The sequence below is a fragment of the Flavobacterium collinsii genome, from assembly GCF_902804485.1.
GTDB classification, from domain to species: Bacteria; Bacteroidota; Bacteroidia; order Flavobacteriales; family Flavobacteriaceae; genus Flavobacterium; species Flavobacterium collinsii.
Window position 1 is genome coordinate 50,866 of the sequence record NZ_CADCST010000062.1, and the last position, 17,738, is coordinate 68,603.

Consider the following 17,738-nt stretch of genomic DNA (forward strand, 5'->3'; position numbering starts at 1 on the left):
GAAAACGATATAACTGAAATTAAAAAGTTATTGGTTTAGGGAATAAATTATCAATGATGCAATTTAAAAGAATTTTTTTAACGGTCATTTTTATGATCGTAAGCACAACGGTTTACGGACAAAACGAAGGCAGTACCAATTTTACAGGTTATATACTTGACGATGACAATCAGCCTGTGGCCGGTGCCGAGATTCAATTACAAAACATTGCTGCTGTAGCAAAAAGTAATAGCTTAGGAAAATTCGTTTTTCAAAATATTGCATCAGGAAAATACCGGTTAGTCGTATCGATGACGGGTTATCAAATCCGGGAAATGGCTGTTGTTGTCGGACAGAATCAAAAAGAAGAAATTGTTATAGCGTTAAAATCGAATTCGGTTGAGTTAAATTCTGTTGATTTGTTTGGCAAAACGATTGAAACCAAAATCAAAGAACAGCCGTTTGCCGTTTCTGTCATCAATACAAAAAAACTGGCCGAAAGGGATGTTGACTTAAACCGATTGATGGACGGAACAGCTGGTGTTCGTGTGCAGGAATCAGGTGGAATGGGATCTGAAACCAATTATTCAATTAATGGATTATCGGGTAAGGCAGTAAAGTTTTTTGTAGACGGAATTCCGATGGAAAATTTTGGATCATCCTTTAGTATTAATAATTTTTCCATTAATACGCTGGAAAGAATCGAAATTTATAAGGGAGTTACTCCTGTTTCATTTGGTGCTGATGCACTTGGAGGTTCTGTAAATCTTGTTACCCGTACACGTCTTAAAAATTATATCGATGTATCGCAAACCATAGGTTCATTTAAGACGTATCGTTCGGCAATATCCGGAAGATGGAGAAATGAATCCGGTTTTACTTTGCAAACCAATTCTTTTTTTAATTATTCAGACAATAATTATCCCGTTTGGGGACCAACCGTAGAAGTTGCAGGAGAAGACGGAAGACCTATTCCCGGTTATCCAAGATTTAGAAGATTTAATGACGATTATAAGTCTTACACTATTCGAACAGATATTGGGTTTACCAATGTCAAATGGGCCGATGCCCTGTTATTCGGTTTTACGATATCAGATCAGGACAGAGGAATACAGACAGGAAGAACAATGGCCTATGTATATGGTGATGTGCGCTATAATGAAAAGTTTGTTATGCCATCTTTACGTTATTCTAAAAAAGGGTTTTTATTTTCAAATTTAAATGTGGACCTGTACGCTTCTGTAAATAAGTTACGAGGTACCACAACTGATACCAGCTCTTACAAATACAACTGGACAGGAAAACCTATCGGAACAGTAAATGGAGAATTGGGCGGAATCAGATCAGGAAAGTCAATTTATTCGTTTCAGGACCATACGCAATTGGCCAGAGTTAATTTTGTATATCAGATAAAAGAAAATCAGGAGGTTAATTTAAATTATGTATTTACCGGTACCAGAAGAAAGGGCAGTGACGCTATTGCCGAAGCCGAATGGACAGTTCCGCTCAGAGAACCGCAGGACCTGGATAAACATATTGCGGGTTTATCGTATGAGATTACTTCTTTTGAAGATCGTTGGAAGAATGTTTTTTTTACAAAATATTTTGCTTACAATGCCAACGCCGCGGTATTTGATTATAACGGAGAAAGTTTGAAAGAAACATTTTATCAGCATACAAAAGATAATGCCTGGGCCTTTGGATACTCTTCTAAAGTACTGCTTCCAAAAGAATATACGATAAAGTTTTCGGTCGAAAATGCAGCCCGATTGCCCGAAGCGACAGAACTTTTGGGTAACGGTAATACGATTTTAAATGCGCCCAATTTAAAGCCTGAAAGAAGTTTCAATGTTAATACATCTATTCAGAAAACAATACATACTGCGGTCCAGAATGTAAATTTTGGTCTTAATGTGTTTTTTAGAGACACAAAAAATTTGATTTGGTTAGCTGAGGGAGATTTGATGGGAACCGCCCGCTACGAAAATTTAGGAAAAATACGAACCGTTGGAGTGGAGGCTGAGGTTAACTATGCTCGAAAGCAATGGATTGAAACATCAGTTAATTTTACTTATCAGGATATCCGAAATATGCAGCGTTTTGAGGAAAACGGTGCACCCAACCATGTTTATAAAGACAGATTGCGGAATACACCTTATTTAATGGCCAATGCGGAGGCAAGGTTACTCTTAGATCAGCTGTTTCAATTTACACCGAAAGTTTCCTTTTTTGCAAGTACACATTATGTACATCAGTATTATTTGGGTTGGCCAAGCCTTGGAGCAGCACCCGAAAAAATGTACATCCCAAATCAGTTTGTCCAGGATGCCGGTTTGGGCTATACTTTTGGAAAAAACGGACGTTACAGTGCCAATTTTGCCTGCCGCAATATTTTAGACAAGCAGGTTTACGATAATTTTCTGCTGCAAAAACCAGGTAGGTTTTTCAGTCTGAAACTAAGATATTTTTTACAATAACCAATTAAATTTAAATTCAATGAAAATGAAATCGTTCTTAAAAAAGACAACATTTATGGCTTCTGCCGTTGTCTTGTTTGCTGCAGCTGCAACATCTTGCAGTTCAAAATCAGATGAAGTGGAAGTAGAAAGCGCACAACATTTTACAATAGCAAGCTGGACGCAGGACTTGCAGTATATCGCATCGGTTCCTTCCTTAACAGACGGTTCGCTTACTTTTAAAGGAAAAGGTATTGAGGCCAACGGTTCTCGTTATATCTGGCACAAACAATATGTTTATTTGATGAACCTTCCGCAGAAAAAATTCATTCAGTACGAAATGAGTAAAGACGGTAGTTTAAAAGAAAAAGGGGCTATACTTACAGACGGAGTGGTTCCAAATTATTTTCAGTCGTTGAATATTGTAGACGATAATACCATGTTAGTTTTAGGAGGACTGGATATGAATAATGGCACTGTGGGCTGGGCAAGAATTAAACTAAGTGATTTTACGATAGAAGCAAAAGGAACAATGGCTGTACCTTACGACGCCGCTAAAAAAGGAGTTCAGTTTTCTGTTGGAAAAGCATTTGTAGACAATGGAAAGCTTATTTTGGGAGGTTATTTTTATGATAACGAATCAAAAGCTTATATCGTTGACGGTGTAAGAGCTTTGGTTTATGATTATCCGGCAATGAACAATTTAAAAGTAATTAAAACTACTGCAACTGCGGGTGGAGTAGGTTACGATTACTTAAATTCATTAGACAAAGACGAAGAAGGAAATCATTATTTTGTAGCTAGTGCCGGTAAATTCTGGACTGGTGTAGGCGGAAAATCAGGAGTTGTACGTATTAAAAAAGGTACAGCCGATTTTGATAAAGATTATTTTATTGATGTAACAACACCATTAGGCAAACAAGCCTGTTTGATGGGAATAAATTATGTGGGTAACGGAATTGCAATTGGTACCGTTCAGTACGAAGAGTTAATGACTTCGGTAAGAGACCGTTTAAAAAACGTAGGACAATTGGTTAGAATTGATTTGAAAAACAAAACAGTTTCGTTGATTAATACACCTTTAAGCCCGGTTTCAATGGTTCGTTCGCCATTGGTGTATAAAGGAAAGTATTACACAGCAATTAGCCCTATTGATGCTGTAGCTTCAATTTATGAAGTCGATCCTGCTACAGGAGCCTTCAAAAAAGGAACTACATTAGATGGTGGAGGTTCTGTTAGTGTTCAGTTGATAGCACCGCATCCAACAAAATAATTACAACTCAAATCCCCAATTGAGTAAGAGTGGCCGGAAGCAATTCCGGCCATTTTTTGTTTTTAGATATGTTTGAATTGCTCCACCATTTCAATGATAACGAATAGAAGAAGTAATTTAACTCGTTTGTGTTATTTCGACCGGAGGGAGACCCGAGCGATAGCGAATCGGCGTAGCAAATCACAAGCGAAATTTGACAAAGATTAGGATTAATAGGAGCGGAGTTTCTAATGCGATTTCTCCCTCCGGTCGAAATGATAATGCGGTAAGATGTGTTTGTAAAAAACGTCACATTTAGAGGAGATTAATTCGCAAACCATATAAAATGGTAACTTCGCAAGAACAAAAGCGACAATCGAAATGAAACATCTATTCAGAGCAGCAGTAAAATGGACTTTAAAGCAAAAGCAGGAAGATTCAACTAAGAGGTTTTACAGCAAAAGCCACCAGATTCGGATTGAAGGAAAACCAATTTTAGATGTTTCGGCAGCCAAAGCTTTTAAGGGTGATCCTGAATTGTACAATCCCGAAGATTTGCTATTGAGCAGTTTGGTTTCCTGTCACATGATGTCGTATTTGTATGTATGCTCTCAAAACGGAATAGAAGTTCTCGAATATTCAGATGAGGCAGAAGCGACGCTTGAAGTTTCCCCAGACGGAAGCGGACGCTTTGTTTTGGCTCATTTAAACCCTAAAGTAAAAATTGCTAACGCTAATCAGATCGAACTGGCGAATGCACTTCATACCAAAGCCAACCAATTGTGTTTTATTGCCAATTCCTGTAATTTCCCTATATTACATCACGGGAGTTGCGAGGTTCTTACCGTGTAAGTAATTAATAACGGCCTACTCCAAAAATTTGAAAAACTAAAGCTTTAGTTTTTACTTGCCGTTTCCGGACTACTTTATAAGTCAAATTTTTAATTTTAAACAGCATCATCATTTTTAGAAGCTTTCTCTAATTTGATTGATTCCTTATTGGTAGTTGCTTATAATCTCTCTTTTTTAGGCATTTTTGAGCTTCTGAAGAAGCAGTAATTTCAATTTTAAGGGTTAAAAAAGGGTGTGGTTTTACCAGTTCTTACACAGAAAAACCAGTTATTACATAATACATACCACTTCTTACATACCAAAAATGTTACGTTTTTCACATTATATCTTTGTGCTCAAATAATGAATAAAAATAAGTTAGTAATCGTTTACAGGTATTCTTTTAAAACAAAAACAAAAACAATGAAAAAGATTATAAGTTTAAGCCTCATTCTTATGGCTTTCGCCTCATGCTCTCATGAGGAAGAGAAATCAAGTGAAAATAAACCGGTTGTAGTTGAAGAAATTAAGGACAAAGATAAAGAGAAGGACACAAATATATTAAGCGGTTATTCTTCTTTTGAAGTAGATGTAAAAGGTACACCTTATTCTATTGAGGATGTCGTCAATACTAATAATATGGGGCATGGTAACCGACCGGATAATCATTATGGTTTTGGTACATACATAGATTTTGAAGTTAATGATAATAATACGGTAGATGTTTTTTGGAGAGATAAAAATGCTACAACAAATGCAGGCCGTAATATTACCAGAATATCACTCGATGGAAAAAATGTCTTAGAGAATATTGTTGTTCCTCCTATTTGCAATGTAAAGGATAGTAGATTTATTGGCTTTTTGAGTATCAAAAATGATAATGAATTTGTTATTGGACATTCTGAAAAAGTAAATGCCACAGATGCCGCAGACTCAGTTGCTGTATTCACGAAGTTTGATAAATTCGGAGCTGTTAAATTTAGAGCTGTTGCCTTTGGGTCAAAAGGAGCTTGTTATAGTCCTGGACAGGCAAGTACCAATGTGATGGCCTATAATAAACAAACAAATTCAATAGGAGTACATTTTGGATTTCTTAGTGGTGGACATCAGGCTGGCTGGGTAAGTTTTATAGACAATGTCAAAGGGAATTTTTCGAAAGATAGTAAGGGGAATATGTTTGGTAGAACTTGGTATCTTTCTCATAATTTCGATCAGAGAATTATGGCTTCGGGAGATAAATTTTACACTTTAGGTCATGGAGATGCCGGTAATAATAGAGCATTAGCCGTAAAAATGTGGAATCAAACCGATGTTAATCCTACAGTAGGAGTAAATGCCTTGAGGTTCTTTTCAATGGTAGGATATGGATCAGGGAATGAAACAGGTACAAAACTGGGCGATTTTATAGAATTGCCAAATGGCAATGTGGCCATTACTTACTGTACACGTTATTCAAGAGCTGTTAATGATGATAAAAGAGATCTAAAAATTGTTATTGTAAAAGGCCTGCAAACCGGTAATCCAGAAATAGTAAAAGAGACATGGCTAACCCAAAACACTCAGGATATAGTAGGATGGGGAATGCAGCTTGCTTTGTACGGGGATAACAAAATTTTGGTAGGATGGAATCAATTCAATGGTACAACTCCTGTAGGATCTTATTTTACAGTTTGTGATTTTGATGGTAACGTAATTGCTAAAACAGAAGAATCTAAAGAAACGTTGTTTAATCATGGTCAATCTATGAAAATAACGAAAGATGGTAAAAAATTGGTGTTTGTTTCTGCCGGAAGCGGGAATAAACTGAAAATAAATACAATTAATATCAAATAAAAGTATCAGACTTTTTAACCCTGCAGTTGATGGTTTTTTTGTTTACGAATCAGGATTTCCAAATCGTTCATAATTGATTTTTTTTAAATAGTTTTTAAGTAGGAAGAAGCGCTGCAAATTTTGCAGCGCTTTTTTTATAACAATGTCATGGATTCAGGATTTGAACACAGGCTTTTTCGATTTCCTGATCGATGGAGGTTTCTGCGTTCCTTGCGTAAACCTTTGCGGTCTTTGCGGTTAAAAAAGCACACGAATTGTACGGATTCGTTTCACGAAAACGCAGATTTACAAGGATTTTTTATATTATTTGTCTGAAGATAATTTTTATTCTTAATGTTGTAAGTTCTTTTTATATGTCCCTTAGAAATCCGTTTTTATGCGTGTTTTCGCAAAGCGAATCTGTGTAATCCGCGTTCCTTTTTTAAGTGCTAATTTGGGTTCAACATTTCGATGCTGGCTTTTTCGATTTCTTTATCAGTAAAAGTACCTAAGGCTTTTGCGAGCATTTTGCTGGTTTTTATGCAACTGATCATTTTGGTTCGCAGATCGAGATCGTCTCCAATTTCGGTTTTGAGGATCTCTTCGAAAATCTCGGTTAAATAAGCGGGTTGGTCTCTAAATTCTCCTTCCATCCAGAGTGTCGATAAAAACTGAGCTACAGCAGCTATTACGTTATTTTGATCTTTAGGGCTTTGATTTTCTTTTGACATGGCGTTTAGTTTATGATTATTAATTATACGAAAAAACGTACTTTTGTTTAGCCCGCAATTAAGCGATAGATAGCATGGTATCGAAAAAAGTAAGATTGTAAACTACTAAGCAAAGCTTGTGTTTCACAATCTCCATAAATTCTCAACAATTTTAAATATCTTTGAACTATGAGCACAGCAACAAAACCAAAACATATCGGCAGAAACATTAGCCGAATCAGAGAACTGAGGGGTATGAAACAAGAAGCTTTAGCAATTGCTATTGGCGTAAGCCAGCAATCGGTTTCAAATATTGAAGGAAGCGAAATGGTTGATGAGGAGAAATTGGCTAAAATTGCTGATGTATTAGGTGTGTCGGCAGAAGCCATTAAAAATTATAGTGATGAAGTGGTACTAAACAATATCCAAAATAACTATGAAGGATCTACAATCCATAGCGGACCAACAGTAAATCATAATTGTAACTTCAACCCACTGGACAAAGTTGTAGAACTGTACGAACGTTTGGTTCTGGCTGAAAAAGAGAAAGTAGAATATTTAGAAAAATTATTGAAAGGGAAGTAATTCTTTTTGTAAAAAAATAGAAATTAAAAGAAGCGCTACAGATTTTGCAGCGCTTTTTCTATTTCAAAAAAGAAGTAAATTCCTAACTTCTTAACCATATCTAGAGGAATTCTCGATCTTATACTACACCGGAATTTTCCCTTCTGAGATGAATTTTAAACCTGAAATACTAGGTAAAAACAAATACAAACTACCATCTGTACGCACAAAACGTGTCAGGTTTGGGGTTTCTATATAAGTTCCCTTTTTATTATAAGCAAAAATAGAATTGTCCGGACTAGTATCTTCGACCTGTGGACCAAAAATTGGATCAACTCCACTACGATTGGGTGATGTATCCGGATTTCTAAAACTTCCCCGCTCCAACCAGGCTTTGGTAACAAAACGAAACTGAAAATCAAGAACAGCTCCAATAAACAGTCCAACTAATCCTCGTTGTATGCCGGGTTTTTCGGCAGGATCATACACGGGACCGTAAGGCGATGCCCGCCTTAGAATTCGATGGTTTTCGGCATTATCATCATTGTCGGTTACGTTTATGTCATCACGTGGGTTTGCTCTCCGTATGTGTGCTGCATAAGGACATTTTAAAGCCAGTTCATCACTGCTTTGATCGCCTTGCTGATTTGGACTTGCCTTTAAGTAATTAAAGTTGGTAAAATTGAAGTTTTTGGTACTGGGTTCTCCCAGACTTTTATCTTCTTTATTGGGAGATACAACAAGAGGTGTACCGTCGCGCCAGCGTCCGCAAATCTTTGCAGCCATTAATTCGGGTGAAGTTTCACTGTTGGAATGAATGAAAGCATTAAACTTGGCTTCGTCCTGATACAACAATCTAAAAGCCGCAAAAGTGCCATTTACTAATAGGGTATGGGCATTATAATCCTTTGCTTTCTTACTTATTACAAAGCGATCCAAAGGTACTTTTGGTCGGTCGTCGATACTGCTTATGCCCATTAATTTTAGCATTTTGGGCTTGTTCCACAAAATATCATCAATACGTGGCTGAGACAAACTGTCGCGATATCCAAAATGTACATAATCTGAGTTTCCGTCGACGGTTATAGGATCTGAATCCTGATAATATGCCGGAACTACAGCTGGTCCTGAAGGCATTTGGGCTACCATACCTAACAAATCCGAATAGTATTTTTCTCTGTTTTCAGGTGTTAAGGTAAAAAGTGTCAATTGAATATGAAGCTCACTGCCATCTGTACTTGGTGCTTCTTTTGCAATCCACCCTCCGTTTTTCCACCAGTTTGCAGGAGCACTCTCTCCGGTGTCACCCATTAGCACGGAATCATTTATTGCTCCTTTTTTAAAGGCTAGAAATACTTCGGCACTAGAATCATCCTTTACCGTTTTACTATTAACTTTACCTATGAGTTTTTCTAAACCGAAGTACGTAAAACCAATATTAAGACAATAGTCCGGTTTTTGCATGTTTTCCCAAGGCTCTGCACTGGTGATCGACAAACCACCGGGAGCGGTTCCCGAAGCAAGATCTGCACAAAATTGTTTTGCTCCGTCGGGATCTTTTATACTGAAAATAATATATCTGATGTGAGGAAAATTATAACCTCGTAATATTAGTCCCTGTATATCATTCATCTCAATCTGATTGGAATTACTCATCGATTATCTTCATTAAGATTAGATTTAAAACTATTCGCAATCCGGTTTTTGAGCTTTTGGGAAATTATAACTTACCTGACCCGGAACTGCTGGCCATGTTTTATCGGCATTTGGATAGTTGTCGATAATTTTTGCTACGGTAAGTCCCGGAAAGTTGGTGCCAAAAATATATTTCCCATCTTTATCGCCTGCAGAAAAAACAGGATCCCCAAAATTATAACGCATCAACAAGCAGTAAAATGCATTAGCATTTTTAACCACTCCACCTCTGTCTTTGTGTCTTATAAATTTTGCCGATGTTGGTCCATCCGGATCCACACCCGGAATTCCTTCTTCGTCCATAAGATGTAACAAGAAGTTTAAACCTTTCACAACCTGCTCTATCTTGAAGAACGCTCTGATATAATCATCAAATTGCCCGTCATAGATAGACATTACTACCAATACATCTTTTCCCGGATAAGACTGAAATCCCGGAACAGGTATCCCTGGAGTTGGAGCTCCGTCTGCTTGTGCATAAATAGTAAAATAATGTACTCCTGTTGTTTTACGGAGATCTCCAACCGGAGGTTCTGTAGTGGCAGCTTCTCTAATGCTTTGAGCAGCAAGTAATGCTTCGGGCAAAGCGCCTTTTTTTAAAGGAATAAACAAAAACAACAAATGCTGTTGATCTGCAATGGGTACTGTGATTACTGGGGGTGTTGACATGGTTTAATTGTTTATTGGATTGCCCTACTCTGTTAAGGCTTTTCGGGAGACGCCTCTTAATTGCTTAAGCAAGACGAATTTATGGATACTAAAAACAACTCATCCAAGTACTTATACCTGATTTAGGCGAAAAAATAGCACTTAACGTTCCTTGCGTCTACCTTTGCGCCCTTTGTGGTTAAAAAGATAGTACTCGGATTGTACGGATTCGCTTTGCGAAAGCACGGATCAGCGCGGATTTTTTATTATTTGTTAGAGAATAATTTTTATTCCTGGTAAATCCGTTTTTATCAGCGTTTTCGCAAAGCGAATCTGCGTAATCCGCGTTCCTTTTTTGTAATGCTAATTTGGACACAGCATTTTGATATTGGTTACCGATAAGATGTTTCTACGTTCCTCGCGTAAACTTTTGTGCTCTTTGTGGTTAAAATAAAGAAGCGCCACAATTTTCATCGCAGCGCTTCTTTATTTTTTTGAACTCTAAGGTAATTATACCCCTAATTTCTTAGCAATCTCAGCAGGGATTCCGCCTTTGTTTACTAATAAAGCAGTTGTTTTGTATTTTACAAAATTCTTAGTTACAAACAAGAAACCTTTGTAGTCGTTTGTTTCTCCCCATGAATTTTTAACAATGTAATATTCTTTTCCGGTTTGATCTTTGGCTAAACCAATGATGTGCATACCGTGATCGTCTGTAGTAGTGTAGTTGTCAAATGCAGTCTGACGCATTTCAGGAGTAATTTCAGGCTCAGCTTTTGGTCCGTTAAACATGTCTGCTTTTTCTTCAGCAGTCATATCGTCGAATTTTTTTGTAGCCACGTAAGCCACACCATTTTTCCAGCTAAAGCTTTTCTCGCTCACATCTGTTGCCCACGCTACAGTATATCCTTTTTTCAGTGCATTGTCGATAACATCGGTCATGTCGTTTACTTTTACGTTGTAAACCTGATCCAATGACCAATTATCCGGCACCATCATAGTCGTTTTTTGGTAGTATGGAGAGGTAGTAAAAGAAGACATTTCTACATACTCATCCGGATTAATTCCTACCACTTCTTTAGCAAAAGTTTGAGGTGTATAGTTTTTTCCTTTGTAGTTAAAGTTATCCGGTACTTTACCTAAATAAGAATCAATTACCGCTGCGTAGGCTTTTTTCCAGTTTGGTGTCAGCTCTCCGTTAGGGTTTTTAACTACTGCTGCCAAAACACTTTCGATTAAAGCGCCCATTTCACCAAATTTGTTTTTATCTGTTCCGTAGTTTAATCCTGTATATACTTCTCTCGGAACAGTTCCGTACTTTTTGTACATATTAATTACATCATGCAAAGCTCCACCGTCACCAAGACTAATAGCTCCATGCATACGAACATAGTTTTCTCCTTTGTCAACATACACGTTTCTTGCCGAAAAAATTTGAGACAATTCAACCGGTTGTTTTCCTAAACGAATCATTTCTGATTCTAAGAATGAGTTGGTTGAATAACTCCAGCAAGTTCCTGATGAACCCTGAGCTTTTACAGAAGTTGTTCCTAAATTGATAACTTCGGTAAATTTAAAGTTTTCTTTACTTTTGTCGCTGGCGTTTAATTTAAGTGAGTTTACTAAAACGTCCTGCGCAAAACAGCCTGCTGTTCCAGCCAAAAATACCGATGCTGCAAACACTGATTTGAATGAAAATGTATTCATAATTTATATTTAATGTTTTGATAAATTAGTTGTCGTAATTTAAATTTTGTTACAAAACAATTAAATTTTAACTAATAAAACTAACCCGCAACCGTTAATTTTTATAAAATGTTTTTCTTAATCTATATAAACTTACAAAATACGCAAAACAAAAAAGCGGGTAAATCCGATCAGTTTTAAACTTGTTGGGTTTGATAGTGATAGAGAATCAAGGCAGCCAGTTATTTACAAAAATAATATAGTAGGCCCGGTCTTTTGGGAATTTTGCGGCATCGACATCCATGCGGAGTTTGAATTTCTGTACCCGTAAATATTCAAAATCCGTTCTGCAGGGTGTTTTAGTGATTGCTTTTTAGGGTATAAGCTTATTTTTTTGTTAATCCGGGAGGGAATCCTGCCATAATTTTTTTGATAGATGAGGAAATAAATTCTTCCGGATTGTTGGGTTTGCTGTCTATTTGAGCATTACCAATTCCTTGCCATACCAGTTTTTGTGTTTTTGTAGATACAATATCAATGATCAGAGAGCCATCAACATAATCGTAGGTATTGACGGTTGTATTGGCGCCTCCCATGATGGGACCTCCACCCCAATATCGATATGGACGATACATACCGCCATAACCATAAAAATCTGTGTTTGCTGATACCGAAGTTTTGGTTTTTAAGATCGATACTGCATTTACTTTGAGATCCGGGTTTGTTGTGGTTTCTGTAAAACCTTTACTAATCATTTCACTACGGATGGCTTTTGTTACACGATCAACATTTAATTGACTGACCTGTCCTTCCTGTGCTTTTAAGTCGTAAACAGTAAATGTTTTGTACTCGTTGAAATTAGTACTGGGATCATAATCGGTGGTAACTTTTACAGTTGGTGAGCAGCTGTAAATTAAACCCAATAGAAGTATTGGGATTATACGAAGATTCTTTCTTTTAATATTCATCTTGTGGTATTTAAATTAATGATTAAATTAGTTTAATTTGATATTATTAAAATTTTGATGAAATCCAGAGTATAAATAAAAGTAAGTGCTTTTGTAAGTAGTTATGATTAATATATGTCACTCTTGTAGTTAAAGATAAATTATTTTATTTAAACGGCTTAATACTAGACGTAAAATTCTTACTTGTTAGTTCTCAACGATTGATTACTATTAAAGAAAATTGCAGGCTTTATACGGGTATTGTTTTCCCTGAAGCACAACCTAATTTAGAAATAATCCGATAAAACAGATCTATGTAAATCATGTATTTCCAGCTTCGTCTATGATTTTGACCACAGAATTGGTGGTAAGATTTTTTTTTTAAGTGTTTTAAAATTAAACAATAAAAAAGCCATTCGATTATCGAATGGCTTTTCGGTGTGAATGTATACTTTAAAAAATAAACTATTCTATTTCAGAAACTCTCATGGTGTTTACCATTCCTTTTTCTTTAATTGGCATTGCCGCAAGGTTGATTAGGTAATCTCCTTTTACAACATATCCTTTTTCTCTTGCGATTTCGTTAACATCAGTTATAGTATCATCTGTACTTTCGTCTTTGTCATAGAAGTAAGATCTTACTCCCCATAATAAATTCAATTGTGTTAAGATTCTTCTGTTTGAAGTAAATACTAAAATGTGTGCAGATGGTCTCCAGGCTGAAATTTGGAAAGCGGTATAACCACTGTTTGTCAAAGTACAAATTGCTTTTGCTTTGATTTCATTAGCCAATAAAGCGGCCTGATGGCAAACTGTTTTAGTAACAAAACGTTTTGTTTTAATTTGTGGCGTGTTTTGTGGAACCTGGATAAGTGGAGAATCCTCAACCGCCTCACAAATTTGTGTCATTTTTTGAATAACCTGTACCGGATAGTTTCCTGTAGCAGTTTCTCCTGATAACATTACTGCATCGGCACCGTCCATTACTGAGTTTGCAACGTCGTTTACTTCGGCTCTTGTAGGAGTTAAACTTGTAATCATCGTTTCCATCATTTGTGTAGCAACGATAACCGGAATTCTCGCAGTTTTTGCTCTGCGGATTAAGTCTTTTTGTACCAATGGTACTTCGTGAGCAGGAAGTTCAACCCCTAAATCTCCACGAGCTACCATTAAGGCATCACAATACGCTACAATTTTATCCATGTTCTCAAGAGCTTCCGGCATTTCAATTTTAGCTACGATTGGAATTTTATGCTCTGAATGTTTGGCAATTAATTCTTGAAGATCTTGTAAGTCACGAGGTGTTTTTACAAACGAAAGCGCAATCCAGTCTACTTTTTGTTCGATAGCAAAAATAGCATCAGCAATATCCTTCTCTGTTAAAGCCGGTAAAGAAATTTTAGTGTTTGGAAGATTAACCCCTTTTTTAGACTTTAATTCTCCACCCTGAATTACTTTAGCAGTAACTTCTGTTTTTTTATCGGTAGTAAGGATTTCGAAAATCAATTTACCGTCGTCCAATAAAATACGTTCTCCCGGATTAACATCATTTGGGAAATTTTGATATTTCATGAACACTTTCTGAGCTGTTCCAATAATATCTTCAGCAGTTGTAAAAGTAATGATGTCACCATCATTTACAACTGTTCCTTCTTCCATTACTCCAACTCTAAGCTTTGGTCCCTGTAAATCTCCTAAGATTGCAGTAGTGTAACCAAACTCTTCATTAAGACCTCTAATAATATTGATTTTATCTTTTACTCCTTCGTAATCAGCATGCGAAAAATTGATTCTAAACACATTAACCCCTGCCTCGATCATATCCTTGATAATCTCCCTCGTACTACATGCAGGCCCAAGTGTAGCAACAATTTTGGTTTTTTTGTTTGTTTTTAGCATTTTTTTTAAAAAATTAGATTGTTTTTTGATTTTATTTTGTCGGTATCGACAGCATATATAGCTGCAATACTTTCTATTTTGTTTAATTGTTGTTGAATTTCTGAAAAGTCAAGAGCTTCTTCGCTATTGTCTACTTTCAGGAAAAAATCTACTTTTTTGAATTCAGGAAGTAAATGAATTGTTGTTGAAACCTCACTTGTCTCATTGGAAAACAAATCTTGAGAATCATTTTTACTCACTGAAATGATCTCATTTTTATTCTGAATCAAGTTCCATGAAACTGCTTTTTCGGAATCATAATAATAAAATCTCGAAAAATTTGCCTCGCCTTCTTTAGTTTGAGCATGGATCTCGTTTTTGCTCTTACTTAAGTTTATCGGAAGGTTTTTATTGATAAAATAGGCCAATCTGTAATCTTCCAATGAAGTGTGGATTGCCATTAAATAATAATCAATTTCGTCAAATTCGTCTAAATCCAATCTATGAATAGCCATGTCATGAAAAATAAAGGTGTAAATATACTATTTCTAACGGAGCATCGATAGTTAAGAAGTGTATGTTTTTGTTAAATTATAAACGAAAACGTTATAGCTTTAAGATAGTTACAAGTGTTTTGTAGCTATTTCTTGTCTATTTTTTCCTGAAATGCAAAATATGCCCTTTGTGAGGCTTTTTCTTCTGCTTTCTTTTTTGAAGTTGCGCGTGCTCTTGCGACTACTTTATCGTCTATACTTAATTTGACGCCAAACAGGCGTTGGCCATCAATGCCGTTATCTTCAAAAATGTCATAGTGAAAGATTCTTTTTTCTTTCTGACACCATTCGATAACCAAGCTTTTATAGCTAATTACTTTTCCCTCAAGGCGAGCTATGTCGACATAAGGTGTAATCACTCTTTTTTGAATAAATTTTTCACAAAACGAATATCCTTTATCCAGATAAATGGCTCCAATAAGGGATTCGAAAATATTACCATGAATGTTTTCTCCAAAGTGCTGGATAGGAACTTTGCTTTCTACAAAACGAACCAGATTCAGATCTTTACCCAACTCATTCAAATGCTCGCGACTTACGATTTTCGAACGCATTTTGGTTAGATAACCTTCGTCACCATTAGGTGCTTTATTAAATAAATGTGCTGCAATTACGGCACTTAACATAGCGTCTCCTAAAAATTCCAATCGCTCGTAATTGATCGGGTGTCCCGACTCGTCTAATTTATTTGAAGACCGGTGTGTAAAAGCTTTCTTATAAAAATCGATCGTTGCAGGCTGAAAACCAAGTATTTTCTGAATAGTGTCAAAAAAAATCCCGTCTTCTAGAGAACGGGATTTAGAAAATATTTTTTTGATAATATTCATATGCAGAAATTAGTCCACTAATTTTTTAAACAATACGCAAGCATTGTGTCCACCAAAACCAAAAGTGTTACTCATAGCAACATTTACTTCTCTTTTTTGAGGTTTGTTTAAGGTAAGATTCAATGAAGGATCAATGTTTTCATCTACTACAGTATGATTAATCGTTGGAGGTACAATTCCGTGCTGCATTGCTAAAATAGAAGCAATTGCTTCAATAGCTCCAGCCGCACCAAGTAAGTGACCTGTCATTGATTTTGTAGAGTTAATGTTGATTGTTTTTGCATGTTCTCCAAAAACAGCACTGATTGCTTTTAATTCGGCAACATCTCCTAAAGGAGTAGAAGTTCCGTGAGTGTTGATATGATCAACATCTTCAGGATTCATTCCGGCATCTCTCAGGGTATTTTTCATTACTGCAATAACTCCAATTCCTTCCGGATGTGGTGCTGTTAAGTGGTAAGCATCAGATGACATTCCGCCACCGCCAATTTCACAGTAAATTTTTGCACCTCTGGCTTTAGCATGCTCGTAATCTTCAAGAACTAATGCTCCTGCTCCTTCTCCTAATACAAAACCGTCTCTGGTTCCGTCAAAAGGTCTTGAAGCTGTTTCAGGGCTTTCGTTTCTTGTTGATAAAGCGTGCATAGAGTTAAAACCTCCCATACCGGCAATGGTAATGGCAGCTTCTGAACCACCGGATACAATAACATCACACATTCCTAAACGGATGTAGTTGAAAGCATCAATTAATGCATTTGCAGAAGATGCACATGCAGAAACAGTAGTATAATTTGGTCCCATATATCCGTTACGCATCGAAATGTGTGCAGGTGCTATATCGGCAATCATTTTAGGGATAAAAAACGGATTGAATTTTGGAGTTCCGTCTCCTTTAGCATAATAAATTACTTCTTCCTGGAAAGTTTCTAAACCTCCGATTCCTGCTCCCCAGATAACACCTACTCTTTGTTTGTCGATATTATCATTAGTAAGTCCGGCATCTTTAATAGCTTCATCACTGGCAGCAACTGCATATTGAGCGAATTTATCTAATCTACGAGATTCTTTACGATCCATAAAATCTTCAATATTGAAGTTTTTTACTTCACAGGCAAATTTCGTTTTATGCTTCTCTGTATCATAATATGTGATAGGAGCCGCTCCGCTAACTCCATTCACAAGTGCATTCCAATATTCCTGGATATTATTCCCGATAGGAGTAAGTGCACCTAATCCTGTTACAACAACTCGCCTTAATGCCATAAATATGTATTTTGTACTTTAAACAAATAAAACCCACGCTTTCTTAATTGTATTGTTTACTTAAGAGCCATGGGCATTACAATATAAATATATCTTTTTGATTGAAAATCAATCGAAATTTAAATTTGAAAAAAAATAATAACACCCGACTCTTAAAAAAATCAAATTTCAAAAATCAAATTCCAATTTTGGAATTTTGAATTTCAAAAATTGGGGCTTTTTAGAAATCGGGTGCGGTATTATTATTTTTTAGCTTCTTCGATATAAGAAATAGCTTGACCAACAGTAGCAATGTTTTCTGCTTGATCGTCTGGAATTTGAATATCAAATTCTTTTTCGAATTCCATAATAAGCTCAACAGTGTCTAATGAGTCAGCTCCTAAATCATTAGTGAAGCTTGCTTCTGTTACAACTTCGTTTTCGTCAACACCTAATTTGTCTACGATAATCGCTTTTACTCTTGATGCAATGTCTGACATAATCTTTAATTTTAGAATTTAATTTGTTGGCAAAAATAAAAAACTTTATTTTAAAACAACTATTTAGTTTATAAATGTAACACTAATTTATAAAATTAATTTCAAGAAAGACTTTTTAATACTATTTATTTTCGATTTTTATTCCGTTATTTGCAGT

Annotated in this window: 15 protein-coding genes; 5 read left to right on the plus strand and 10 right to left on the minus strand. The window is 36.1% G+C overall.

What is annotated here, in order from left to right; all coding sequences use genetic code 11:
- Positions 1-92 precede the first annotated feature (92 nt).
- From FLA105534_RS04015 to FLA105534_RS04030, 4 genes are all read left to right on the plus strand, one after another.
- Positions 93-2,456, plus strand: coding sequence for a TonB-dependent receptor (locus tag FLA105534_RS04015; protein WP_173964752.1), 2,364 nt, complete (start codon positions 93-95; stop codon positions 2,454-2,456).
- Positions 2,457-2,481: 25 nt separating this feature from the next.
- Positions 2,482-3,708, plus strand: coding sequence for a DUF4374 domain-containing protein (locus FLA105534_RS04020; RefSeq protein WP_246253162.1), 1,227 nt, complete (start codon positions 2,482-2,484; stop codon positions 3,706-3,708).
- A 360-nt stretch (positions 3,709-4,068) separates the two neighbouring features.
- Positions 4,069-4,539: an OsmC family protein gene (locus FLA105534_RS04025; protein ID WP_173964754.1), complete on the plus strand. Its 471-nt coding sequence runs from the start codon at positions 4,069-4,071 to the stop codon at positions 4,537-4,539.
- Between the two features lie 402 nt (positions 4,540-4,941).
- Positions 4,942-6,351, plus strand: coding sequence for a hypothetical protein (locus FLA105534_RS04030; protein ID WP_173964755.1), 1,410 nt, complete (start codon positions 4,942-4,944; stop codon positions 6,349-6,351).
- Positions 6,352-6,779: 428 nt separating this feature from the next.
- Here the strand turns inward: FLA105534_RS04030 and FLA105534_RS04035 are convergent, their stop codons facing one another.
- A complete protein-coding gene (locus tag FLA105534_RS04035) occupies positions 6,780-7,061 on the minus strand; it encodes a hypothetical protein (protein WP_173964756.1) in 282 nt (93 codons plus the stop codon).
- 168 nt (positions 7,062-7,229) lie between these two features.
- Between FLA105534_RS04035 and FLA105534_RS04040 the strand changes: the two genes are divergently transcribed.
- Complete coding sequence (locus FLA105534_RS04040; RefSeq protein ID WP_173964757.1) at positions 7,230-7,625, plus strand: helix-turn-helix domain-containing protein; 396 nt, start codon at positions 7,230-7,232, stop codon at positions 7,623-7,625.
- Positions 7,626-7,748: 123 nt separating this feature from the next.
- Here the strand turns inward: FLA105534_RS04040 and FLA105534_RS04045 are convergent, their stop codons facing one another.
- From FLA105534_RS04045 to FLA105534_RS04085, 9 genes are all read right to left on the minus strand, one after another.
- Positions 7,749-9,260, minus strand: a complete 1,512-nt coding sequence (locus FLA105534_RS04045; RefSeq protein ID WP_217427684.1) for a hypothetical protein — start codon at positions 9,258-9,260, stop codon at positions 7,749-7,751.
- A 30-nt stretch (positions 9,261-9,290) separates the two neighbouring features.
- The gene (locus tag FLA105534_RS04050; RefSeq protein ID WP_173964759.1) at positions 9,291-9,968 is read right to left on the minus strand and encodes a hypothetical protein; all 678 of its coding nucleotides are present in this window, start codon (positions 9,966-9,968) and stop codon (positions 9,291-9,293) included.
- Between the two features lie 489 nt (positions 9,969-10,457).
- Positions 10,458-11,654, minus strand: a complete 1,197-nt coding sequence (locus tag FLA105534_RS04055) for a C1 family peptidase (RefSeq protein WP_173964760.1) — start codon at positions 11,652-11,654, stop codon at positions 10,458-10,460.
- 365 nt (positions 11,655-12,019) lie between these two features.
- The gene (locus FLA105534_RS04060) at positions 12,020-12,601 is read right to left on the minus strand and encodes a DUF4136 domain-containing protein (RefSeq protein WP_173964761.1); all 582 of its coding nucleotides are present in this window, start codon (positions 12,599-12,601) and stop codon (positions 12,020-12,022) included.
- A 444-nt stretch (positions 12,602-13,045) separates the two neighbouring features.
- Complete coding sequence (gene pyk, locus FLA105534_RS04065; protein ID WP_173964762.1) at positions 13,046-14,479, minus strand: pyruvate kinase; 1,434 nt, start codon at positions 14,477-14,479, stop codon at positions 13,046-13,048.
- A gap of 5 nt (positions 14,480-14,484) precedes the next feature.
- Positions 14,485-14,973, minus strand: a complete 489-nt coding sequence (locus FLA105534_RS04070) for an IPExxxVDY family protein (protein WP_173964763.1) — start codon at positions 14,971-14,973, stop codon at positions 14,485-14,487.
- A gap of 125 nt (positions 14,974-15,098) precedes the next feature.
- Positions 15,099-15,839 carry a ribonuclease III gene (gene rnc, locus FLA105534_RS04075; protein WP_173964764.1) on the minus strand — a complete coding sequence of 247 codons (741 nt, stop codon included), beginning with the start codon at positions 15,837-15,839 and terminating at the stop codon, positions 15,099-15,101.
- 9 nt (positions 15,840-15,848) lie between these two features.
- Complete coding sequence (gene fabF / locus FLA105534_RS04080) at positions 15,849-17,102, minus strand: beta-ketoacyl-ACP synthase II (protein ID WP_173964765.1); 1,254 nt, start codon at positions 17,100-17,102, stop codon at positions 15,849-15,851.
- A gap of 242 nt (positions 17,103-17,344) precedes the next feature.
- Entirely contained in the window at positions 17,345-17,581 is a 237-nt protein-coding gene (locus tag FLA105534_RS04085) for an acyl carrier protein (protein WP_007137004.1), read from the minus strand.
- Positions 17,582-17,738: the final 157 nt, after the last annotated feature.